Genomic DNA, 20,300 nt, shown 5'->3' with positions numbered 1-20,300 from the left:
TAGAATAATTTCCGATTGTTAGTTTCAGTTGGACGAATAGGTCAGACTGAAACTTCAATCGGGGGCTGGAATGGTGGTTCTAGTGCGCGTGAAGAAACGCGTTCACTGGAGAGATCAAAATGGTGCTCTGTAGCGGTCATGTCGACAACCAGGAGCAGCGATCGACTACCAACGACATGATGGCAGACGCCACATCCATGCAGGGCGTGCGAACCATGGTCCGTGTCAGCCGGCCCGTGGCTTTCGATATCTAACACGCTATCGACATGATGGTCATGATCAGCCGAGGCTGCCAGCATGGCTTCGCCGCCCATTGAAATTGTCACGGCAATCAAAATTATGAACTGCAAGCTGATCCGCATGCCCAATTCTTAGTTCAAACTCTTCTCGATTGAAAGCCGCCGAATCTCCCGGTCACGCTGGCGGAGCTGCCAAATGGCATCTCACAAAGGGCAGCGGAACCTATTCTCGTACTGCCAATTATGCGCAAAATGTCGGGCATTCTTGACACTGTGGATCGCGACACGTCTTTTCTCTAACCTTCAGATGCGGCCATCTTTGCCACGTCAAATCCCAAGAATCGCAAGGCTTTGATGGTCCTACCATTGATCGGCGGATAGCTGGGCTCGACCCAGCCAAGAAGCTCCATCACGCAGGCTTCACCAAAACGGGACAACCGGAACCGCTCATCGTAGATGCAGTCGTACGCCCGTTCGATGGGATCGCCTGTTCCTAATGCAAGATGAGTGAGGCATTTCTTTATCGCATCGAGCGAGTTTCGCCGTTTGAAGTCCTGGCGAAGCCCCTCCAGCCCTCCTTGCGTAAAGCGCAGCATCTCTCGAAAGGCATGGCAGCCGATCAGAACATCGAATAGCTCGTCGTAGCTAAGGGCGTCGAGAGCCTCTTCTGACCCGAATGCATTTTCGATAGCCCGAATATTGCCTACCTCGCCTTCAACCTGGATCATGTCGCTCGCTGATACCTCAGGCGCGGCGAGCCAATCTTTTCGGTAGGATTCTAGTTTTCCAGCCCGTTCTGACTTGGAAAGCAAAGGCGTATCATTCCAGCTTTCGCCTGGTGCGTGGACGACGCGCAGCCACCCGAGAAAGCGACTGATTTCCACGTCAATTCGGTCTGTATCGAACTCGGGGCGGTGCTCGCCAGCCGCCAAAAACGCGTCTCGGACCTCAGTGAATGCCGGATGCAGGAGTTCATCGTATTTCCGACGGAAGGTCTGAAGAAAGCTGCGGCGGTGAGAGACCTCGTCGCTGCCGACGCGTATATTCGGAGGCTCGCACGGATCGATATAGTCCCGGAGCTTGCGGTCGAAGTCTTCATCGCTGCGCCCGCTCCGCTCTGTCTTATATGCTTTCTCATATCGCTCCAGCACTGACGCGGTCAGGGTGTCCGCGGAATCCCAAAGCAAATCGTACAGGCCAGGCAGCTCTTCGAATGCCGCATCCCTTCCACGCTGAAGAACTACCGAAACTTCGCGATTTGCATTGAGGCCCGCGTCTGTGAGATTCGCAGACCCGACCAGAGCGCTATCGCCGACGATGTATAACTTCGCATGGAAGCGCCTATCCGTGTAATAGCGCACAGTGACATTCGGATCCTGGAACGCCTTCCTTAGCGCTTCCGGCGTCGTGGTTTCGCACAACCTCACCAATAACTTCACGCGGCACCCGAGTTGTGAGAGCGCCTCGACTGCTGAATAGTCCGAGTAGAATGGGCTGGCCAAGAGCGCGTCCGTTGCGCCGCGCCCGGCTGCCGAGAAAAAACTGATCGTGAACCCACCCGATTTCGAATTGGCGTAAACGTCTCTCAGCACCTGCGTCCCCTGATTGGATTTTTGGACCCGCCCACTGATCACCGGCGGTGCAGTCGCCAATCTGTCGCCGGTAAGAGGACCTATTCAAGTATAAGTTTGGCACCCCCGTCACTTTCAGGCAGGAAAGCCTTTGAAGGTATGAAGCCAGGATGGTGGCCGACGCGCCACAAGCGGCGCTTGCCCAGCCCCCTGAATGCCGGCCAAGGGATGTTACAATCCATCGATAGTGAGGCCCACTCCCATAGTTTGCACAGCCGTACCGACAGGCTCTCAATTCAAATGCGGGACCAAATGGGTCTCAGGTCAATCCCGGAAGCGGAAATTGGCTGAGCTTCGCCGTAAGCCGAGGAAGGGCAGGGTTTAGACCGTTGTTTTGGTTTCTAAGTCATAGGCTTCAGGAAGGCTGCTCCCTATCTATCAGGAATCAGCAACACACACGGATCACCTTTGGGTGTGAAAATTGTAGTGCGCTGCCGCCCTCTGGTGACGCTTACCCTAAAGTTCTGGCGTGATCCGTCGTTGATTTCGGCTCGGTCATTGTTGCGCACAATACGGTCGAGGTTTGCGACGATGTTTCCCTTTTTCCTGCGCGGCCAGCCCTCGAAGATGATGACTTCATCGAATTGCTTTCCCTTGGCCTTGTGCATGTTCATCACGATCACGCCGGTCTCAGGCTTACTTCCCGTCGCGAAATGCTCTTGGACAAAGGCTTGCTGAACGATTGCGTGCGCGTTCGCATAGGAGCCGTTATCCCGCCAGTCCTGTGTGAGGCCCTGACGCAATTGGCCACCACGCTCCAAGAGACGAATATTGCGAACCTCCAGACCGATCTCCTTTAAACGCGAACAGCCGCCCGCTTCCAAAACGGATCGTACCGACCGCCAATCCTTGTCCGGGGCACCAGTCAAGGAAATCGCCCTTGCTTGTTCATACACAGAAGATAGCGCATGGATCATGCTTTTCGCATGCGGTTTCTTCCCAGCGGCAAGTGCCGCAAGCCACTTGTCGTAGGCACTACGGACAACTGCCGCCTCTTTGAGAGCGCCGCTTGTCGGGCGATCACCGCCCTTTCCCTGAAAGTAGTTACAGACCAGATCAATGAATTCGGAAAAATGACTACCGTCCGTGTCGGGCTGCATCAAATGCGCAATAATCTCTGATCCGAGAATAGCCGCTTCGAGTTCAACGACAGCGGTATGGGCAATGGGCTGCATTCCGGCCGGTGGTGCCCGAAACTTGTCCGACACGAGGCGGGTCATTTTTTTCGTTGGCACCAGCACAGCCAAGGACCAATCAGATTTGCCGGATGCGACAAGACGTTTACGGGCTAAATAGGTGGTCGTTACCAGTTTGGTCATGGCCGGGTCCGGGAACGGCTCGAAAAGCTCGCAATCGATACCTGTGTAGGAACTCTGGCTAAAGGTTCCCTTCAGAATGTCGTTCGCGAATGTGGCGATGTCAGTACCGCCACTTCGATGGTTGTCGGTACTGAAGTCGATCTCGGTTGGGCTAAAGGCGTCCCGATAATGATTTAGTCGTTCCGGATCGGCCCCGATGAAATCGAAAATGCGTTGCTCCGGATCGGCAAGCGCAATAAGGCGACAGAAGACCCCGAGCGCTTGAACCACACGCCATTGTTCTGCGTTCGTATCTTGAAATTCATCGAGGATGATAACGGGATACATGGTGGCCATAAGCCGTCTCAGTGTCTCGCTCCCATGCAGCAGGTCACCGACATATGGTGCGAAGAGGTCAAAGCAGATGCGCCCCCCGTCAGTGGCCAAACGGTATCTCTCAGCCGTCTCCGCCGCTCGCTTCGCCTGTTTCTGAGGCTCGGTCAGTTTGTTGTCTGCTCCGTGGCCATTGCGGATTTCCGAAAGGGCAATCGCTTCGGCCGAAGGCGTCAGAATCGTGAGGTCCCTTGGAAGCCCTGCGAGGTAACCGTGCGCTTGGAGGATGCGCCAAAAGAAGGAATGGTAGGTCTCAACGTCTATCCGGCGTTTGATTTCCTTGGTGATTTTTTGCTCGAACTCGATGGCTTCCACGACCCGAGACACTGTCGCTCTGGCAAAGCTGAGAAACAGCACTTTTTGGCCTGGCCGGAGGACAGTCTCGGCAAGCTGAGCGGCCTTGAATATGGAAATGGTTGTCTTGCCAGACCCCGGCCCTCCGGTAACAAGGAGGTGGCCGTCAGCTTCCAAGACCTGAATTTGCTTCTCAGTCAGCTCCATCCGAAGACACCCCCGGATCAGCATCGCTCTCGCCGACGGGTTCAGCCGCCTCATCCACAGGCGGGGCTGGGTCGCAGGCTGTCTTCAGTTGAGCACAGGCGTTTCGCACCCACTCCGGAATTTCACCCTCTGTGCACTGGGCAAAGAAGTCGGCGATGCCCCAATTCCCCTTCGACCATGAGAAATAATCGGCAAGGGCATTGAAAACATCAGCGGATGGGTCCGGATACTTTGCGGTGAGGTGACCCGGCCAATCGAGTAAAGCGGCAAAGCGCTTGAGCGCATCCTCAGTTGTGCCTTTCAGTACTAGGTCCTCGAAGCCCTTCTCGGCATGCATGAGCAGGATATCGACTTCCGCTTCAATCAGGGTCTGGTTCGCGGCGTCCTGTTGGTCGCATAGAGCGAAAGTGCGTTTTCCGAGCTCCCGGTACAGCTTTGCCATGCCTGGGATGTTTTTCTCTCCATCGGCATCGACAACGCAAATGCCCAAGGCTTCAAGGGAACTGTATGTGCCAGGATTGATCTCTGCGAGCCGTCGACACGCCACGGGAAAAGCGGACGCTTCTGTCGGGCCTTCGGCAATCAAAACGCGGCGTGCCAGCAGCCCTTCGCAGAAGCGGGTGCGGAATTCCTGTCTGTAGCGCTTCAGCTTGACGTTGGCTGGAAGCTCAATCGGCTTTCGAGAAAGAGCCCCGTCTGTGTCACGACCGAGAACAACAGTTTCCTCTGTCGCGAATTCCTCAAGCACATAGGGCGAATGAGAAGTGAAGATGGCTTGCGAGGCCAGTTTGCGGATTTCGTGTACAATCCTTTTCTGCGCATAGGGCGGGATGGCCGTTTCCGGTTCTTCCATCGCAAAGATGACGTTCTGCTTATCGGCTGCGATCTGGGACAGCATGGCAAGAACCAGCATGTTGATGGTGCCGGTCCCCTGTCTGAAGTAAGGTGCCGCATGTTTGCCTTCACCGGTGGCAATAAACGCCGTGATCACCTTGCGGAGGTGGTCGCGGGTCAGATTGGATACCTTCAAATGTGGCTCGACACCCCATTCCTTGGGGACGTATTTCTTCAGGGCTTTGTTGATGCTCTCGAGGACACCTGAAATGCCGAGAGCCGGGTCGGCGGCAATGGAATACTCAGCGAGTGTTCCCAAGGTATCTTCCCACATCTGTGGGCGCACCTCCTTGAGCCGAAGAATGATATCGAGAAGGCTTCCCCGCTCCAGGCTCAATGCCCGTGAACCCGTTCTGAGTGACCGTAGATACAAGAAGCCGCATAACTGCTTGTCTTTCTTGCTGAAGGGGACGGGGTTGGCGCCTTCGGAAAGGCTTCGGGAAAAGTATGTCCGCCCCTCAAAGTCATCTTCTTCGGGGTCGTACCAACCATGGAAAGTGACGCGAAGCGCCTCGGCGATAGGGGCCGGGTCGACCCCGGCTGGGTCGGGCTGGTCGTACAAGGCATCGGTGGTCGAGTCCCAGAATTCGAGATAGTCGCCGAAGCGGGCCTTCTGCTCTTCCGAGAGGTCTGTCACCGTAACTTCAATCTCAATGCACGGTGCTTCGTAGTCCGCCGCATTCGCGGGTTCGCCTGCTACCGGCTTGCCGTCGCCCTCCTCCGGTGCGACATCCTCACCCTCGGCCGGTGAGTCAGACGTTGCCTTGGCGAGATATTGACCCCGATAGAAATCATGTTCATCAATTGGCGGCCTGCGGTTGAGGCGGTCTGGACCCAGCGCAAGGTCGAGCGAATCGAGAATTGTTGTCTTGCCAGTATTATTATCGCCGATGAGCACAGCATGATGCGGAAGCATGATCGTTGCGTCTTTGACACCTCGAAAATGGCTAACTTTGACACGACAGGCTCTCAATGCATTTCCCCCATTGGAATCGGCACTACTACCCCACGTTTATCCCGAAAGCAGGCGTCAGCGATAGCTTTGGCCGGACGGAACTCCTATTTTATCGTAGGGCACTTGAGTCTCAGGTCACAATTCGCATCGTCGCCAATCCCGACGATGGTGGAACCCTTCAGCCCAGTACACACCCGGTAATTGCACCACATATACCCTGGCTGGCCTCTGACTAATTTGATCAAGAAGCCCTACAATCCGCACGATGGTTGATTGGGGTGAATTCCCCGAAGACATGCCGAGTATCGCCGATTTGGAGCGCATGTTCGCGGCGATGGCTCCCCCACAAGCGATATCGAGTGTGCTCGAAAGCCGTCCAGAAAGGCAAATAGGCGACTTCAGTTGAGGCAACGCTTTATGCGACGGCCTCATCGCGCCAGCACGCGAAACAAGCCCTAGCTTAGCCCACTCCCGCGCCAAAGCAGACCTCAATCCACCAGATCACCAACCGTCACACCCAGCGCACCCGCAATCCGTCCAACAATCGTGATTGTCGGATTCCGCACGAGCCGCTCCACGCCAGAAATGTAGGTGCGATGCACGCCGGCCTGGTGGGCCAGCTCCTCTTGGGACCACTCTTTTTCGCGCCTGTACTTGCGCATGTTATCGGCGAGCCGCTGGCGAATATCCATTCAGGCAACGGACACCGACGCATACTTTCAGACTACAGACTATGAGTCTCTTTTTCCGTTGACTTCGACCTTTGCCCAAGCCTTGTGTGGTCACCATGATGACCCGTCCAGAATATGCACGACCAACGTCAGGCCAGCTCGGTACAGCCGCCGAGATCATGATCGCGTGTCAGCTCATGCTTGCGTCGCAGGGTCGCCTTTCCAGCTATGTCCCCTTGGTCGATGACGACGGAATTGACGTGATGGTCCATGACAAGGTCACGCGGCGTTCGCTCGGTTTGCAGGTCAAGAGCTGGACCTTCCTGAGTGAGGACCGACCCCGGACAGTGCAGTTCGATGTCGGTCTAAACACCTGGCGGAACGATGCCAGTCTGTTTCTCCTCGCGGTCGCCATGGATGGCTTAGCGGCTCAGATGGAAACGGCCTGGCTTATGCCATCCGGTGCGGTCAAGACCGTTGCCAATGTCGGATCCAAGAAGATGAGCCTGACACCCAATCCACGCCACACAAGCCAGGACCGGTACGCCCAGTATCGGCTCGCATCGATGGGCGCTGTTGCATCCGCGCTCGCCGCGGCGTTTGACCGGTGAGTGCAGATCCGGACGATCTGGATCTGTTTCATCACCTGGCTGCGCAGGCCACGGGCGAACTGGAAAACGCTGCGGTGCAGGCGATCCAGTTTCAGGCCGGTTCGCTTCCGACCACGCTAGCGCCACTGATCAAGCGCATTGAGGCGGCTTTGGTTTTGGTCAAAGCCGCCCAAACAATAGTTGACCAAAACACCTGAAAGCGGTCGCTCTGGCGCAGACAAGGAGTTCTGCGCCATGACAAAGCCCAAGGAACCTCGCTGGGGTGAAGACGGATGGTCCGACATGCCGCCGCTTGCATTCGACGGACCCGAGCTGGACCGGTGGATAGATGAGCTGAGCCGGCATTCGCCCGACCTGGACAGAGACGCAGTTCGCCAGGAGCTGTACTCGATCTCCGTCTCGCATCTTTGCGGACATGGACGCGGTCCCGAGGCATTTACGCGCAAGCAGGCACGTGACGGGTTAAACGCCTTTCTCAAACACCCCACCGCTCAGGCTGTGGCGCAGCTGAATGGCGGGGCGGAAAGCGCTTTGATCAACGCGCTCTGGAGTCTTGCTCCTCTTGATGAGGTGGGCGCGGGGGACTCAGTCGCGCAGGCTCTTTTTGAACAAAGGATCAAAGAGACAACGCTCAAGAGCGCCGCTCACATTGCCTTGGAGACCCTCTCCACACCGCCAAAGAAACGTGATGGCTCGCCAGCAAAAGGGCAAGGCCGCCCTCGCCAATACACTCTGGAACAGACGGTCGAAACACTCTGCGAGTTCTGGGAACGAAGCACCGGCACAAACGTCACCAGCTGGAACGCGTCACATGACGAATACACCTCAACTTCAACCTCGCCAGCCGGCATCTGGATTACCGATGTAATCACGACACTGTCCAGCGACCACCTCGGGTCAGCCGTGCGCCGCCACATCGACGCGTTTGTCAGAAAGCGAAAAATGACCGCTCAAGGCTAACGGGACCCTTTCGTCGCTACCGGCAAGCAATCGCATTGTTCAATTGGGAGCCTTCTCTAACTCTTGATGAGGAGGCTTTTATGCCCGATTTTAGTCCACCCCGGCCTATCGCTGGCCACCACCATTTCGCAAGCCGTCTGATCGACGTCGACGACCAGCGAAACGGTACACAGTCGAAATTCTGGCTCTATTGCATAGCGTATCTGCCGACCGGCCGGTCCCTTTGCTCCTGCGAGCCCGAGTTCAAAGACTTAGCAGCTGAGGTTATCCGCCGCTGTCCGCTTCCTGTCTTTGGAGGCGCGTCATGACCGCGTCCATCCGAGACCTGCGTGTGGAGACCCTGCCGATCCGCTCGCTTAAGCCCTACCCGAACAATCCCCGCACGCATTCAAAGCGACAGATCGAGCAGGTGGCTGCCAGTATCCGCACCTTTGGCTGGACGAACCCGATCCTGGTCAGTGACGACCTTGAGATCATTGCCGGTCATGGTCGGCTGGAGGCCGCGAAATCCCTGGGACTTGGCGAAGTACCTATCATGCGGCTCTCCGGCATGACCGCGGCGCAGCAGCGAGCTTACATTATTGCGGATAATCGTCTGGCTGAGACCGCTGGCTGGGATGACGATCTCCTGAGACTGGAGATTGGCGATCTCATCGAGATGGATCTGGATTTCCAGATCGAGACGATCGGCTTCGAAACAGGCGAGATCGATGTGATCCTGGCAGGAGAGGACGACTGTGCGGAGCCCGAGGCTGTGCCCTCGCCGGACGACGGGCCCGCGGTCAGCCGGCTTGGAGACGTCTGGATACTGGGTCGGCACAGACTGGTTTGTGGCGACGCCCTGGATGCGGGGACCTATCGTGCGCTGCTTCGGGATGAAGTCGTGGATGCCTGCTTCACGGACCCGCCCTACAATGTGCCGATCGCTGGCCATGTCAGCGGCCTGGGAAAGAAGACTCACGACGAGTTTGTCATGGCGTCAGGCGAGATGTCTGACGCGGAGTTCTCGGGTTTCCTGCAAACCGTTGCGGCACGGATCTGCGAGGTGCTGAAGCCGGGCGGGATCGCCTTTGCCTGCATGGACTGGCGTCATATCTGCGAGCTGGTTGCGGCTGGCGAGCAAGAGATCGGCGAGCTCAAGAACATCTGCGTCTGGAACAAGGATGTTGGTGGCATGGGTTCGCTTTATCGGTCCAAGCACGAATTGGTCGCTGTCTTTGCCAAGCGAGGCGGGCGTCACACCAACAACGTCCAGCTGGGTCGCTTTGGCCGCAATCGCACCAATGTCTGGGACTATCCGGGCGTGATCGGCCGGCGGGACGAGCTGGCCATGCACCCGACCGTGAAGCCGACAGCCATGGTGATGGATGCGATCAAGGATGTGACGGCGATGGACGGGATCGTGCTCGATCCGTTCGGCGGATCGGGTTCGACGCTGCTGGCAGCTCAAAGCTGCAGCCGTTCTGCGAGACTGATCGAGCTGGATCCGCGCTATTGCGATCTGATCATATCGAGGTTCGAAGCCGCGTCGGGCGAGGACGCTCGATTGGAGGCGACGGGTGAGCGCTTCTCGCTGGTGCGTGAAATTCGTCTGGACTGGGAGGATGAGGAATGAGCCAGGACAAGTCCGACTACGAGGTGGGATACGGCAAACCACCCAAGGCCACGCAGTTCAAGAAGGGCCAGAGCGGAAATCCGCGTGGCCGGCCGAAAAAGCTGCCCAAGGATGTTGCTGCTCACATGTCTGACATTCTGGCGGAGAGGCGCCCGGTCAGGATCAATGGCGAGACCGTGATGATGAGCGGTGAGGAACTTGTCGCTCGCCGGCTTTTGGAAAAGGCCCTGAAGGGCGATCCGAAGGCCTTTGACAAGGTTCACGAGCTTGAGGCCCAACACGCCGCCGAGAAAGCGCGCCGCCTCGCCAAGGAGAAGAATGAAGCAAAAAAGATCGTTGTTGAATTGGTTCACGCCACGATCCCTGAGGAGGAGTGCTACAAGCAGCCGGGCGAGCGGATCGATTACCATCCTGACGGCACGCCGAGCGTGATCGAACGCTGGGATGGATATCTGCCTGATGATGTTGAGAAGGCAGACGGCGACAGCTAGGTCGCAGCGCCGATTGGCGACAGCACAGAATAGTTACACCGCCACGGCCCGCCTTTGTTCCTCAAGGCGGGCCGGTGTGTATCCGGCAACTGGACTTCCTGCCCGACCCGAGCGGTGGTGACGGAACAGGAGACTTCACATGACTGATCCGCTTTACGACCTTCTTGAAGAAGCGCGGCGACAATGTCTGGAAGCCCGCGAGCTGACGGATTGCCCTGAACTTCGACCGCGACTGACCGCAATTTCGGCCTTGCTCGAACAGGCCCATATGCCATCCAGGCTTCAGACCGCCAGGCGCCGGCGACCGCACACCAAGCGCGCAGCCTTGATCGATTGGCTCAAACATCCCGATGGCGCGAGCGCCGAGGCGATAGAGAACCGCTTCCAATGGTCCAGCGGCGCCTTGTCGGCCGTGCTGACGGATATTCGCCAAGAAGGTTATGTGATCGCACGAGACCGATTGCCCGGCCAGAAACGATCAACCTACCGCATCCTGCAGGACCAAAGGCCCGGTTGAGCACAGGCGGACTGGACTTCCTGCCCGACCCGAGCATGCATGCTCACCACGCCCGGACGGCTCCGCTTCAAGGACCCGGGCTTGTCTCAGTGCAGCCCCTCGCATCCCGCGAGGTGGCATCACAGGAGACACACATGTCCAAGCTCACCCCCACCCATCTTGCCATCCTCAAAGCCCTCGGCGCCCAGAACGGCCCCGCACCCGTCGATCAGCTCTCCGGTCTGCCGGCCTCGGGCGCGGCTCTGGAAGCCCATCTCGATCACCTCGCCAGCCGCGGGTTCCTCACGCGGACGGGTAAGGCTATGGCTCTCACCGAGGTGGGTCAGGCCGCCCTCTCGGAAGCGCCGACGAAGGCCGCCGGGAAAGCGAAAGACAAGCCTGCCTCCGTGCCAGCCCCCGTGCCTTCAGAACCGAAGTCCGATACGCCTACCAAGAAGGCCCGCCTGATCGCGCTCCTCACGGCGGATAAGGGCGTCACCGTTCCCGATCTGGCAGCGACGCTGGACTGGCTGCCGCACACGACGCGGGCCGCTCTGACAGGGCTCAAAAAGGCCGGGTATACGATCGACAAGCTTCCTCCCCTCGAAGGCAGCCGGTCCTCGCGCTACAAGCTCGTCGAGGCGACCTGATGGCGCGGCGCAAACGCTCGGTCGAAATTGACCTCGATGGCCTGATTGAACGACCGCGCGATGAGCTGGTGGCGATCTGGCAGGCCAGCTTCACCACCAAGCCACCACGTGGATCAAGCCAGGCATTTCTGGCCCGTCTTCTGGCCTATGACCTTCAGGTCGAGGCCAGGGGCGGGCTTGGCCCACGCCTGGAAAAGCGCCTGCTCTCGCTAGCAGCCGGTGAAACCCCCAAACCCGCCGCCCCTAGGCTCAAACCCGGCGCACAGCTGGTGCGCACCTGGAATGGGGTCACACATCGTGTCGATGTCGTTGACGAGGGCTATCGCTACCGCGACGAGACCTTCACCTCGCTGTCCGCCATCGCCAAGGTGATCACGGGCACGCACTGGTCCGGCCCGCGCTTCTTCGGGCTCGTCTCGCGCAAGAAGGCCGCGTGATGGACCGTGCCGCAGGACACGCCCGACGCACCATTCGCTGTGCGATCTATACCCGCAAGTCGTCCGAGGAGGGACTGGATCAGGAGTTCAACTCGCTGGACGCCCAGTTCGAAGCCTGTGCGGCCTATATCGCCAGTCAGAAGGCTGAGGGCTGGAAGCTTTTGCCCGAGCGGTACGATGATGGTGGCATCTCCGGCGGCACGCTGGAACGCCCAGCGATCCAGCGCCTCATGGCCGATATCGATAGCGGGCGGGTCGACATGATCGTCGTTTACAAGATCGACCGGCTGACCCGCTCGCTTGCGGATTTTTCACGTCTCATAGACAGGCTGGATGCCGCGGACTGTTCCTTCGTCTCGGTCACCCAGGCCTTCAACACTTCCACCTCGATGGGCCGTCTGACGCTGAACGTGCTGCTCTCCTTTGCCCAGTTCGAGCGGGAGGTCACATCCGAGCGCATCCGCGACAAGATCGCGGCCTCCAAGAAGAAGGGCATGTGGATGGGCGGCATGGTGCCCACCGGCTATGACGTCGATCCGAACCCCAATGCCCGAGGCCTGATCGTCAACGCCATTGAGGCAGACAATGTCCGCACTCTGTTCGCGCTCTATGACGAGCATGAATGCCTTTCAACCGTGGCATCCAGGGCCGATGCTCAAGGCATCCGTTCCAAGCACCGCACCTTCGCTTCGGGCAAGCAGTATGGCGGGGCCATCCTGTCCCATGGCGCGATCCACAATATCCTGACCAACCCGATCTATGTCGGCCGCATCCGTCACAAGCTGGAGACATATGACGGCCAGCACGAAGCCATTATCTCAGAAGATCTCTGGGCCCGTGTTCAGGACAAGCTCCAGGCCCATGCCGCCCGGCCCCGTGTACGTGACGCAGCCACCAAAGCACTCAAGCAACCCGATCAGAAATCCCCGCTTGCCGGAAAGCTCTTTGACGAGACCGGCGACCGGCTGACGCCCAGCCATTCGCGGCGCAGGACTGAGGGCGGTCACAAGCGCATCCGCTATTATGTCTCTCGACGGCTGATGAAGGGCGCGGCAGAGGACCCCTCAGGATGGCGCCTGCCGGCCCTCAAACTGGAGCGGGCCGTTTGTGGTGCGATTGTCAGTCACCTCGACGAGATCGGTGAGCAGCTCTTCCGCGAACCCGATCCCATCGCGATTTACAGGGCGCAGGACGCGCTCGGTCGGATAAGGGCCCGACTGGATGCGCGCGACGGGGAGGTGCTGCGCGTGGCAACCCAGACGGTCCGCGTGTCCCCGAACCGGCTTCGCATCGATCTCGACCGTGCGGAGTTGGCGCAGGCACTGGACATCGCCCCGAGCGCACTCGCCGAGGATCAACTCGCCATTGAGACCGGGTTCGAGCTGCGCCGGCGCGGTGTGGAGATCAAGATCATCACCGGCCAGTTCGAACGGGCCCCGGACCATACCCTGATCAATGCCATCGCGAAGGCTCACCAGTGGCTTGCCGAAGCCCGGCGCGGTGTCTCCCTGGCCGCCATCGGCCGGCGCTATGGCTGGACCGATAGCCCCATCCGCCAGCGCATCCGACTGGCCTTCCTGTCGCCCGACATCACCGCGGCGATCTTGGACGGGCGCCAGCCGCCCGAGCTGACCTTGCAGCATCTTCTCACCCACCCCATTCCGCTGGACTGGGATGCGCAGGCGCGGGTGCTCGGGTTTTCCGGTCGGAAAATTCCCTGTTCGACCCAATAAAATTCCCTGCTTTCCAGCATAACAGGGAACGCCATTTCCCTGTTATTTGCGCCAGGGAATTGCGGCACAACCCATTGAATTCACGCAATTAAATGCGGGGCGAAGTCGGCATTGAGGCCGATTTCGCGCCATTTTCCCTACGATTTGAGAGAAACAGGGAAACCACCCTACCCGATCTGCCCGAAACCCCGAACTGAGACCGGCGCGCTAGATTGCGGCCTCAGCGCCGGAACGTCGCGGTCTGAGCACAGGGAAAAACCCGCGAAGCCGCGGAAACGCCGCGGGATTTTCGCAGCGGCCTTTTATCTAATTATTTCAAGAAGATAAATGGCGGAGAGAGAGGGATTCGAACCCTCGGAACGCTTGCGCGCTCAACGGTTTTCGAGACCGCCCCGTTCAACCACTCCGGCACCTCTCCGCGGGGAAGCGCGTTTGTACTGAGTGGGCCGACAAAATCAAGAGGCGGATGCGGTGCGGGCGCGGCGGTGCACGCAAAAAGTTCATTTTGCGAACCGGCTCCCTGTCCCCTATGGTCCGCGCCAACGCATAATAAGGGGTTTCGTGACCAGTATGATCAAGTTCAGTATCAAGACTCTCGCCTGTGCCGTTGGCGCCGTGACACTCACCGCCATCGCCGGCTGTGCAACCACCTCGAACGAGGATGTGGCTGAAGCGCTTCCCGACCAGGGCGTCACCTCCGACGGCGATCGCTTTACCTGTCGCCGTATCCAGGTCACGGGTACTCGCCAGCGCGAGCGGATCTGTTACACCGAAGCCGAGTGGGACGCCTATCAGGAACGCGTTCGCGAGGGCGTGGATTCGACCCGCGATGGCAATCGCGGCGAGGTTCGCCCGGACTCATTCGGCGGCCCGGGGCGGTAATACGCGACTTTCGCAGGCTCAGCTAATTGACTCTGGAGCGGGCGTGCGTATAACGCCCGCTCCTGCTCGCGCGGCTTGCCGTTGCGGGCCCATAAATCATGAACAACGCTCCGGGCATACGGAGTGAAGAAAAAGGACCCGCCGGGCGTTGTGGATCAAGGTGATCCCGCGGTACCGGACGGATCGGACAAAAGGACAAAGAAGATCATGTTTGCAGTGATCAAGACCGGCGGTAAGCAGTATCGCGTTGCAGCCGGCGACGAAATTCGCATCGAGAAGCTCGAGGGCGCCGCCGGCGACACGCTCGACCTCGGTGATGTGCTGATGCTCGGCTCGGATGCCGGTGTTACGGTTGGCTCGCCGACCGTTGATGGCGCCCAGGTGATCGGCGAATTGCTGGACACCAACCGTGCTCGCAAGATCATCGTCTTCAAGAAGCGCCGCCGCAAGAACTACCGTCGCACCAAGGGCCACCGCCAGTGGGGCACGGTTGTGCGCATTGCCGAGATTGTTGCACCGGGCGAGAAAGCCAAGACGGCGCTGAAGTCGACCACCGCCGCTCCGAAAGCCGCAGACGCGCCGAAAGCGAAAGCCAAGGCCGCTCCGAAAGCCGCGCCGAAGGCCGCTGCGCCGAAAGCTGAGAAGGCTCCGGCCAAGAAAGCTGCCGCACCGAAAGCTGCGGCCGCCGACAAGCTGACCGACCTGGCTGGTGTGGGCCCTGCCCTCGCGACCAAGCTGAACGAAGCCGGCATCACCACGTTTGCGCAGGTCGCAGCCTGGACCGATGCTGACCTGGACGCCCTGAGCGAGACCATCACCGGTCTCAAGGCCAAGGCAGAGAAAAACGACTGGATCAACGCCGCCAAGGCGCTGGCCAAGTAATCGGAGGACTGATCAATGGCTCACAAAAAAGCAGGCGGTTCATCCCGTAACGGTCGCGACTCCGCAGGTCGCCGCCTTGGTGTGAAGAAGTATGGCGGCCAGGAAGTCATTCCCGGCAACATTATCGTGCGTCAGCGCGGCACCAAGGTGAATCCGGGTGCCAATGTCGGCATGGGCAAGGACCATACCCTCTTCGCGCTTACCGAAGGCCGTGTGGTCTTCGCGAAGAAGTCCGGCGGCAAGGCTTTCGTCTCGGTAGAGCCGACTGCCAAAGCAGCAGAATAAGCGGTTCGCACATATTCGGACCGTGTCTTGAACAGGCAGGGTCCGACAGCGCCAGACGCGTTAAAGGGGAGACGGACCACCGCCTCCCCTTTTTCTATTCTCCCCCCGCGAGGAGCGGCTCATGGGCCCGCGGATCGAAACAGAACGTCTGCTGATGCGGCTGCCCGAACTGGGCGATGCCGCGAGCATCTCGACCTATCTGGGCGATTATGATGTCGCCAAGAATACGGCGCGCGTCCCCCATCCCTACCCGCCGCTGGCGGCGGAAATGTGGGTCTTGACGACCCGTGCCAGCTGGCAGCCAGGCGGCAATCTTTCCCTGACCGTCGAGATGGATGGCATGGTCATCGGCGGTGGCGGCGTATTCAAGCGGACACCTGATGCCGATTGGGAAATTGGCTACTGGATCGGCAAGCCGTGGTGGGGCCGGGGGCTGGCGACGGAGCTTGGAGAGGGCCTGATCGACCACGCCCGCAATACGCTGGGCACCCGTCGCGTCATCGCTGGATACTACACCGACAACCCCGCTTCCGGCCGCGTGCTCGAAAAGCTTGGTTTCCAGCATGACGGCGATGGTGTTCGCGCGTTCTCGATGGCGCGCATGGGCCCGGCTGACATGCATGAGCTTTCACTAACGCTTTAGCCGGACCCGAAGGCTGTCTGACCCGGTCAGCCGTTCAACGTGCGTCCGAACTCACTGAAGCTGATAGATCCGTCTTCATTGAAATCGCCGCGCCCGCCGCCCCGCTCACCGCTAAAACGCACTGATTTCCCGTTGTTTTGCCTGTATAGACTGTGCGAACACCCGCTGTGCAGTCCAGAAAGCCACGTCCATGAAATTCCTCGACCAAGCCAAAGTCTATGTCCGCTCCGGCAATGGCGGCGGTGGCTGTGTGTCGTTCCGGCGCGAGGCCTATGTCGAATATGGCGGGCCCGATGGGGGCGATGGCGGCAAGGGCGGCGATGTCTGGATCGAAGCGGTCGAAGGCCTCAATACGCTGATCGACTATCGCTACAAACAGCATTTCAAGGCCGATACCGGCATGCATGGCATGGGACGCAACCGCACCGGGGCAAGTGGTGAAGATGTTGTCCTGCACGTGCCCGCCGGCACCCAGATCCTCGATGAGGACAAGGAAGAAGTACTCGCCGACCTGACCGATATCGGCCAGCGCGTCCTGCTGGCGCGCGGCGGCGATGGCGGCAAGGGCAATTCCCACTTCAAGACGTCAACCAACCAGGCGCCGCGCAAGACCATTCCGGGCTGGCCCGGCGAGGAGCGCTGGATCTGGCTGCGGCTGAAACTGATCGCCGATGTCGGTCTGGTTGGCCTTCCCAACGCTGGAAAGTCGACCTTCCTGTCGGTTGTCAGCAAGGCCAATCCGAAGATCGCTGCCTATCCGTTCACGACGCTCTACCCCAATCTGGGTGTGGTCGATCTGGGCCCCGGCTCGCGCTTCATCGTGGCTGATATTCCCGGCCTGATCGAAGGTGCTCACGAGGGGGCCGGCATCGGGGACCGTTTCCTTGGCCATATCGAGCGCTGTGCCTCCCTGATCCATCTCATCGATGGGACCCAGGAAGATGTGGTTGGCGCCTACCGCACTGTCCGTGGCGAACTGGAAGCCTATGGCGACGGGCTTCCCGACAAGCACGAAATTCTCGCGCTCAACAAGACAGATGCGATGGACGCCGAGATGGTGGCCGAGAAAGTTGCCGCCCTGGAAGCTGAAAGTGGAAAGACGGTCATGACCCTGTCCGGTGTTGCCGGAAATGGCGTCAAGGAATTGTGCGGCAGCGCCTGGGAAGTCGTGCTGGAGACCCGCCGGGCCGAGAAAGCCGCCATTGAAACTGCCCTCGCAGCAGAAAATGGCGAGGACGGCTGGACACCGTCATGACACCGCGCGACCTCGGCACGGCGCGTGGCGTTGTGGTCAAGGTTGGCTCCAGCCTAGTTCAGGCTGGCGCACCGGTCATGGGCGCGATCGCGGATGACATCATGGCACTCCGCGAGGGCGGAGTACGGGTCACGCTGGTTTCCTCAGGCGCGGTGGCACTCGGTCGTGATCGACTTGGCCTGCCGGCGGGGACTCTCTCGCTCGAACAGAAACAGGCCGCGGCGGCAACCGGCCAACCACGCCTCCTGGACCTCTGGGAAAGCGCCTTTGCGCCCCATGGCGTCGCCACGGCGCAGGCCCTCCTTACTCTTGATGTGACGGAAAGCCGCCGCAGCTGGCTGAATGCGCGCGCGACGCTGTCCACCCTGATGGATCTGGGTGCCCTGCCCATCGTCAACGAGAATGACACGATTGCCACGGACGAGATCCGCTATGGCGATAATGACCGTCTTGCTGCTCGCGTGGCGCAGCTGACCGGGGCCGAACTTCTGGTTCTTCTCAGCGATGTCGACGCGCTTTACGACGCAGACCCTCGCAGACGCCCCGGGGCGCAGGCGCAACACGATGTCCCGGTCATCAATGCCCGCATTCAGGCCATGGCCGGTCGGGCCAATGCCGAGCACGGCGTTGGTACCGGCGGAATGCAGACCAAGATCATGGCCGCCGAGCTGGCCGGCGCGTCCGGCTGCGCTACCGCGATTGCGATCGGGACAGCCCGGCATCCCATTCTCAGCCTAGCGCGTCCGAACCATGGCAGCTGGTTCCATCCGGCAAACAGCTCGACCAGCGCCCGCGAACGCTGGATTTCCGGGATCGTCAGCCCGAATGGCGCGCTTCGTGTCGATGCGGGCGCGGTCGGAGCGCTGCGGGACGGCAAGTCACTTCTGCCAGTGGGTGTAACGGCGGTCGATGGACAGTTTGAACGCGGTGAGACCATACGTATTCTCGGGCCTCAAGGTGAGCTGGTGGCGCGCGGCGTCACAGCCTATGGCGCTGACGAGGCCCGCAAACTTGCGGGCTGCCGCAGCGACGAAGCCGAAGACCGGCTCGGCTATCGCCGCGCGGCCGCCCTGGTCCATACTGACGATATCGTTCGGGTTTCGTCACAGGAGGACGGTCGATGAGGCGCCTGGGGGCGCTGCGGGGAGAGGGCGTGTCTGCCGGCATGCGCATTGGCCTGTTTGGCGGCAGTTTCGATCCGCCCCATGCCGGTCACAGGCATGTGGCCCAGACAGCCATGCGCCGACTGGGCCTTGATCAGGTCTGGTGGCTTGTCACGCCGCAGAATCCGCTCAAGGGCAATCCGACAGGCGATTTCGAGCGCCGCTTCGCTGCGGTCGAGGCCATCGCCAGGCAACCGGGCATGAAGGTCAGCGATATCGAGACCCGCCTTGGCACCACCCGGACAGTGGACCTCCTTCACCACCTCAAGCGCCGCTATCCCGCGACCCATTTCGTCTGGCTGATGGGTGCGGATAATCTGGCCGGAATTCACCACTGGGCCAATTGGAACCGCATTTTTGAAACCGTGCCCGTGGCCGTTATTTCTAGACCCCAAGATGCTGTCCGGGCGCGGCTGTCGCGCGCAGCGCGGCACTATGCCAGTTCACGACTTCGTGAGAGCGAAGCCGCCTCACTGCCGCTCCAATCGACGCCGGCATGGACCTATCTAACTGAGCGGTTACACTCGCACTCCTCGACTGCGCTGCGCGCGCACGATTGAATCTCCAGACGAAGCCGACAGGACAAAACCATGCACGACCGGGTCTCCGGCCGCCCGAGCACTCACGCAGCGCTTGCCTTCTATGACGACCAGCACCCACCGGCCGGAGACTTCCTGGCCGATGTCCTGGACGGTTTTTCGCGAACCCCGAAACAGCTCACCCCCGTCTATTTCTATGACGCCAAGGGGTCGGCGATTTTCGACGAGATTACCGCGCTCCCGGAGTATTACGTCACGCGGACCGAGCTCGGCATACTCGACCAGATCGGCTCGGAACTGTCCGCGCTCGCCGGGCCGGGTGCCGTGGTGATCGAGCCGGGTTCCGGTTCGAGCGTGAAAATCCGCAAACTGCTGGACGCGCTCAGCGTGCCGGCCGCCTATGTCGGTCTCGACATTTCCGGCGAGCATCTTGAATCGGCCTGTCAGGAGATAGCGGCGGACTATCCAGACCTTCAGGTCGGAGCGATCTGTGCCGACTTTACCCAGGGCCTGGACCTCAAACACCTGACACTCGAGAGCGGTCGCCGGATCATCTTCTTTCCAGGCTCGACGATTGGCAATTTCGAGCCCGAGGGCGCGCGCGAGCTTCTGTCTGGTTTCCGCAAGGCCATGCGGCCCGGGGATGCGGTCCTGATCGGAGCCGACCGTGTGAAGAATGCCGACCGTCTGGTGGCGGCCTATGATGACAAGGCCGGGGTCACCGCACGGTTCAATCTCAACCTGATCGACCGCATCAATGATGAACTCGGCGGCACGATCGACGCATCGGCCTTGCGCCACAAGGCGATATGGAACGCCGAAAAGGCTCGCATCGAGATGCATCTCATCGCGATCCGCGATCTGCACTTCACGGTGTCAGGGCGTGAATTTGAACTGCGCGAGGGTGAGAGCATCCACACCGAAAACTCGCACAAATTTACACCGGAAAGTTTTACTTCCCTTGCAAAATCAGTGGGTTTTGATGTCTTGCAGGCTTGGTCCGACCCGGCTGACTTGTTCACGCTGCATTGGCTCGAACCTGCCGCCAAAGCGTGATATAGCTAGGGCTGCATTAG

Annotated in this window: 22 protein-coding genes and 1 tRNA gene; 17 read left to right on the top strand and 6 right to left on the bottom strand. The window is 59.8% G+C overall.

Features of this window, described 5'->3' with window-relative positions:
- Positions 1-41 precede the first annotated feature (41 nt).
- The 5 genes from JXQ94_RS15880 to JXQ94_RS15860 all read right to left on the bottom strand — a co-directional run bounded on the left by JXQ94_RS15880 (position 42) and on the right by JXQ94_RS15860 (position 6,603).
- Positions 42-362: a hypothetical protein gene (locus tag JXQ94_RS15880; protein ID WP_138512773.1), complete on the bottom strand. Its 321-nt coding sequence runs from the start codon at positions 360-362 to the stop codon at positions 42-44.
- Positions 363-535: 173 nt separating this feature from the next.
- Positions 536-1,891, bottom strand: a complete 1,356-nt coding sequence (locus tag JXQ94_RS15875) for a phospholipase D family protein (RefSeq protein ID WP_421924749.1) — start codon at positions 1,889-1,891, stop codon at positions 536-538.
- Between the two features lie 350 nt (positions 1,892-2,241).
- Positions 2,242-4,062 (bottom strand): UvrD-helicase domain-containing protein, encoded by a 1,821-nt coding sequence (locus JXQ94_RS15870; protein ID WP_421924748.1) that lies wholly within the window; start codon positions 4,060-4,062, stop codon positions 2,242-2,244.
- On the bottom strand, positions 4,049-5,872 hold the full coding sequence (locus JXQ94_RS15865; RefSeq protein WP_421924747.1) for an ATP-dependent nuclease: 1,824 nt from the start codon (positions 5,870-5,872) through the stop codon (positions 4,049-4,051). Before JXQ94_RS15865 ends, JXQ94_RS15870 begins: the two co-directional genes overlap by 14 nt.
- A gap of 527 nt (positions 5,873-6,399) precedes the next feature.
- Complete coding sequence (locus JXQ94_RS15860; protein WP_421924746.1) at positions 6,400-6,603, bottom strand: helix-turn-helix domain-containing protein; 204 nt, start codon at positions 6,601-6,603, stop codon at positions 6,400-6,402.
- 95 nt (positions 6,604-6,698) lie between these two features.
- Between JXQ94_RS15860 and JXQ94_RS15855 the strand changes: the two genes are divergently transcribed.
- The 9 genes from JXQ94_RS15855 (at position 6,699) to JXQ94_RS15815 (ending at position 13,575) form a co-directional block, all read left to right on the top strand.
- On the top strand, positions 6,699-7,193 hold the full coding sequence (locus JXQ94_RS15855; RefSeq protein ID WP_421924745.1) for a hypothetical protein: 495 nt from the start codon (positions 6,699-6,701) through the stop codon (positions 7,191-7,193).
- Entirely contained in the window at positions 7,190-7,390 is a 201-nt protein-coding gene (locus tag JXQ94_RS15850) for a hypothetical protein (RefSeq protein WP_421924744.1), read from the top strand. The genes JXQ94_RS15855 and JXQ94_RS15850 overlap by 4 nt, the downstream gene beginning before the upstream one ends.
- A gap of 37 nt (positions 7,391-7,427) precedes the next feature.
- Positions 7,428-8,153 (top strand): hypothetical protein, encoded by a 726-nt coding sequence (locus JXQ94_RS15845; RefSeq protein WP_421924743.1) that lies wholly within the window; start codon positions 7,428-7,430, stop codon positions 8,151-8,153.
- Between the two features lie 304 nt (positions 8,154-8,457).
- Positions 8,458-9,768 carry a site-specific DNA-methyltransferase gene (locus JXQ94_RS15840; protein WP_421924742.1) on the top strand — a complete coding sequence of 437 codons (1,311 nt, stop codon included), beginning with the start codon at positions 8,458-8,460 and terminating at the stop codon, positions 9,766-9,768.
- The gene (locus JXQ94_RS15835; RefSeq protein ID WP_421924741.1) at positions 9,765-10,259 is read left to right on the top strand and encodes a DUF5681 domain-containing protein; all 495 of its coding nucleotides are present in this window, start codon (positions 9,765-9,767) and stop codon (positions 10,257-10,259) included. The genes JXQ94_RS15840 and JXQ94_RS15835 overlap by 4 nt, the downstream gene beginning before the upstream one ends.
- Before the next feature lie 139 nt (positions 10,260-10,398).
- Complete coding sequence (locus JXQ94_RS15830) at positions 10,399-10,776, top strand: DUF3489 domain-containing protein (RefSeq protein WP_421924740.1); 378 nt, start codon at positions 10,399-10,401, stop codon at positions 10,774-10,776.
- Positions 10,777-10,910: 134 nt separating this feature from the next.
- Positions 10,911-11,405 carry a DUF3489 domain-containing protein gene (locus tag JXQ94_RS15825; RefSeq protein WP_421924739.1) on the top strand — a complete coding sequence of 165 codons (495 nt, stop codon included), beginning with the start codon at positions 10,911-10,913 and terminating at the stop codon, positions 11,403-11,405.
- The gene (locus tag JXQ94_RS15820; protein ID WP_421924738.1) at positions 11,405-11,842 is read left to right on the top strand and encodes a DUF2924 domain-containing protein; all 438 of its coding nucleotides are present in this window, start codon (positions 11,405-11,407) and stop codon (positions 11,840-11,842) included. The genes JXQ94_RS15825 and JXQ94_RS15820 overlap by 1 nt, the downstream gene beginning before the upstream one ends.
- Positions 11,842-13,575 carry a recombinase family protein gene (locus tag JXQ94_RS15815; protein WP_421924737.1) on the top strand — a complete coding sequence of 578 codons (1,734 nt, stop codon included), beginning with the start codon at positions 11,842-11,844 and terminating at the stop codon, positions 13,573-13,575. The genes JXQ94_RS15820 and JXQ94_RS15815 overlap by 1 nt, the downstream gene beginning before the upstream one ends.
- A 328-nt stretch (positions 13,576-13,903) precedes the next feature.
- On the opposite strand, the gene JXQ94_RS15810 is transcribed toward JXQ94_RS15815, so the two are convergent.
- A tRNA-Ser gene (locus tag JXQ94_RS15810) sits at positions 13,904-13,993 on the bottom strand.
- A 152-nt stretch (positions 13,994-14,145) separates the two neighbouring features.
- Here JXQ94_RS15810 and JXQ94_RS15805 point away from each other — a divergent pair.
- The 8 genes from JXQ94_RS15805 to egtD all read left to right on the top strand — a co-directional run bounded on the left by JXQ94_RS15805 (position 14,146) and on the right by egtD (position 20,280).
- Positions 14,146-14,457 carry a hypothetical protein gene (locus JXQ94_RS15805; RefSeq protein WP_421924736.1) on the top strand — a complete coding sequence of 104 codons (312 nt, stop codon included), beginning with the start codon at positions 14,146-14,148 and terminating at the stop codon, positions 14,455-14,457.
- Positions 14,458-14,664: 207 nt separating this feature from the next.
- The gene (locus JXQ94_RS15800) at positions 14,665-15,339 is read left to right on the top strand and encodes a 50S ribosomal protein L21 (RefSeq protein ID WP_421924735.1); all 675 of its coding nucleotides are present in this window, start codon (positions 14,665-14,667) and stop codon (positions 15,337-15,339) included.
- 15 nt (positions 15,340-15,354) lie between these two features.
- Positions 15,355-15,624, top strand: coding sequence for a 50S ribosomal protein L27 (gene rpmA / locus JXQ94_RS15795; RefSeq protein WP_295693399.1), 270 nt, complete (start codon positions 15,355-15,357; stop codon positions 15,622-15,624).
- Positions 15,625-15,745: 121 nt separating this feature from the next.
- Positions 15,746-16,267, top strand: a complete 522-nt coding sequence (locus JXQ94_RS15790) for a GNAT family N-acetyltransferase (RefSeq protein ID WP_421924734.1) — start codon at positions 15,746-15,748, stop codon at positions 16,265-16,267.
- A 190-nt stretch (positions 16,268-16,457) separates the two neighbouring features.
- The gene (gene obgE / locus JXQ94_RS15785; protein WP_421924733.1) at positions 16,458-17,522 is read left to right on the top strand and encodes a GTPase ObgE; all 1,065 of its coding nucleotides are present in this window, start codon (positions 16,458-16,460) and stop codon (positions 17,520-17,522) included.
- A complete protein-coding gene (gene proB, locus JXQ94_RS15780) occupies positions 17,519-18,646 on the top strand; it encodes a glutamate 5-kinase (RefSeq protein WP_421924732.1) in 1,128 nt (375 codons plus the stop codon). Before obgE ends, proB begins: the two co-directional genes overlap by 4 nt.
- Positions 18,643-19,245: a nicotinate-nucleotide adenylyltransferase gene (locus tag JXQ94_RS15775; RefSeq protein WP_421924731.1), complete on the top strand. Its 603-nt coding sequence runs from the start codon at positions 18,643-18,645 to the stop codon at positions 19,243-19,245. The genes proB and JXQ94_RS15775 overlap by 4 nt, the downstream gene beginning before the upstream one ends.
- Before the next feature lie 30 nt (positions 19,246-19,275).
- Positions 19,276-20,280, top strand: coding sequence for an L-histidine N(alpha)-methyltransferase (gene egtD / locus JXQ94_RS15770; protein WP_421924730.1), 1,005 nt, complete (start codon positions 19,276-19,278; stop codon positions 20,278-20,280).
- Positions 20,281-20,300: the final 20 nt, after the last annotated feature.

The organism is Maricaulis maris (assembly GCF_049116555.1).
GTDB classification, from domain to species: domain Bacteria; phylum Pseudomonadota; class Alphaproteobacteria; order Caulobacterales; family Maricaulaceae; genus Maricaulis; species Maricaulis maris_C.
Note: the sequence above shows the minus strand (reverse complement) of the source record. Positions and strands in the feature narration are given on the sequence as shown.

Coding starts and splice junctions, on each gene's coding strand:
- JXQ94_RS15860 (WP_421924746.1), bottom strand. CDS start 6,603: ATGGATATTCGCCAGCGGCTCGCCGATAACATGCGCAAGTACAGGCGC.
- JXQ94_RS15870 (WP_421924748.1), bottom strand. CDS start 4,062: ATGGAGCTGACTGAGAAGCAAATTCAGGTCTTGGAAGCTGACGGCCAC.
- JXQ94_RS15840 (WP_421924742.1), top strand. CDS start 8,458: ATGACCGCGTCCATCCGAGACCTGCGTGTGGAGACCCTGCCGATCCGC.
- JXQ94_RS15790 (WP_421924734.1), top strand. CDS start 15,746: ATGGGCCCGCGGATCGAAACAGAACGTCTGCTGATGCGGCTGCCCGAA.
- egtD (WP_421924730.1), top strand. CDS start 19,276: ATGCACGACCGGGTCTCCGGCCGCCCGAGCACTCACGCAGCGCTTGCC.
- JXQ94_RS15835 (WP_421924741.1), top strand. CDS start 9,765: ATGAGCCAGGACAAGTCCGACTACGAGGTGGGATACGGCAAACCACCC.
- proB (WP_421924732.1), top strand. CDS start 17,519: ATGACACCGCGCGACCTCGGCACGGCGCGTGGCGTTGTGGTCAAGGTT.
- JXQ94_RS15805 (WP_421924736.1), top strand. CDS start 14,146: ATGATCAAGTTCAGTATCAAGACTCTCGCCTGTGCCGTTGGCGCCGTG.
- obgE (WP_421924733.1), top strand. CDS start 16,458: ATGAAATTCCTCGACCAAGCCAAAGTCTATGTCCGCTCCGGCAATGGC.
- JXQ94_RS15855 (WP_421924745.1), top strand. CDS start 6,699: ATGATGACCCGTCCAGAATATGCACGACCAACGTCAGGCCAGCTCGGT.
- JXQ94_RS15825 (WP_421924739.1), top strand. CDS start 10,911: ATGTCCAAGCTCACCCCCACCCATCTTGCCATCCTCAAAGCCCTCGGC.
- JXQ94_RS15820 (WP_421924738.1), top strand. CDS start 11,405: ATGGCGCGGCGCAAACGCTCGGTCGAAATTGACCTCGATGGCCTGATT.
- JXQ94_RS15865 (WP_421924747.1), bottom strand. CDS start 5,872: ATGCTTCCGCATCATGCTGTGCTCATCGGCGATAATAATACTGGCAAG.
- rpmA (WP_295693399.1), top strand. CDS start 15,355: ATGGCTCACAAAAAAGCAGGCGGTTCATCCCGTAACGGTCGCGACTCC.
- JXQ94_RS15880 (WP_138512773.1), bottom strand. CDS start 362: ATGCGGATCAGCTTGCAGTTCATAATTTTGATTGCCGTGACAATTTCA.
- JXQ94_RS15815 (WP_421924737.1), top strand. CDS start 11,842: ATGGACCGTGCCGCAGGACACGCCCGACGCACCATTCGCTGTGCGATC.
- JXQ94_RS15775 (WP_421924731.1), top strand. CDS start 18,643: ATGAGGCGCCTGGGGGCGCTGCGGGGAGAGGGCGTGTCTGCCGGCATG.
- JXQ94_RS15830 (WP_421924740.1), top strand. CDS start 10,399: ATGACTGATCCGCTTTACGACCTTCTTGAAGAAGCGCGGCGACAATGT.
- JXQ94_RS15800 (WP_421924735.1), top strand. CDS start 14,665: ATGTTTGCAGTGATCAAGACCGGCGGTAAGCAGTATCGCGTTGCAGCC.
- JXQ94_RS15845 (WP_421924743.1), top strand. CDS start 7,428: ATGACAAAGCCCAAGGAACCTCGCTGGGGTGAAGACGGATGGTCCGAC.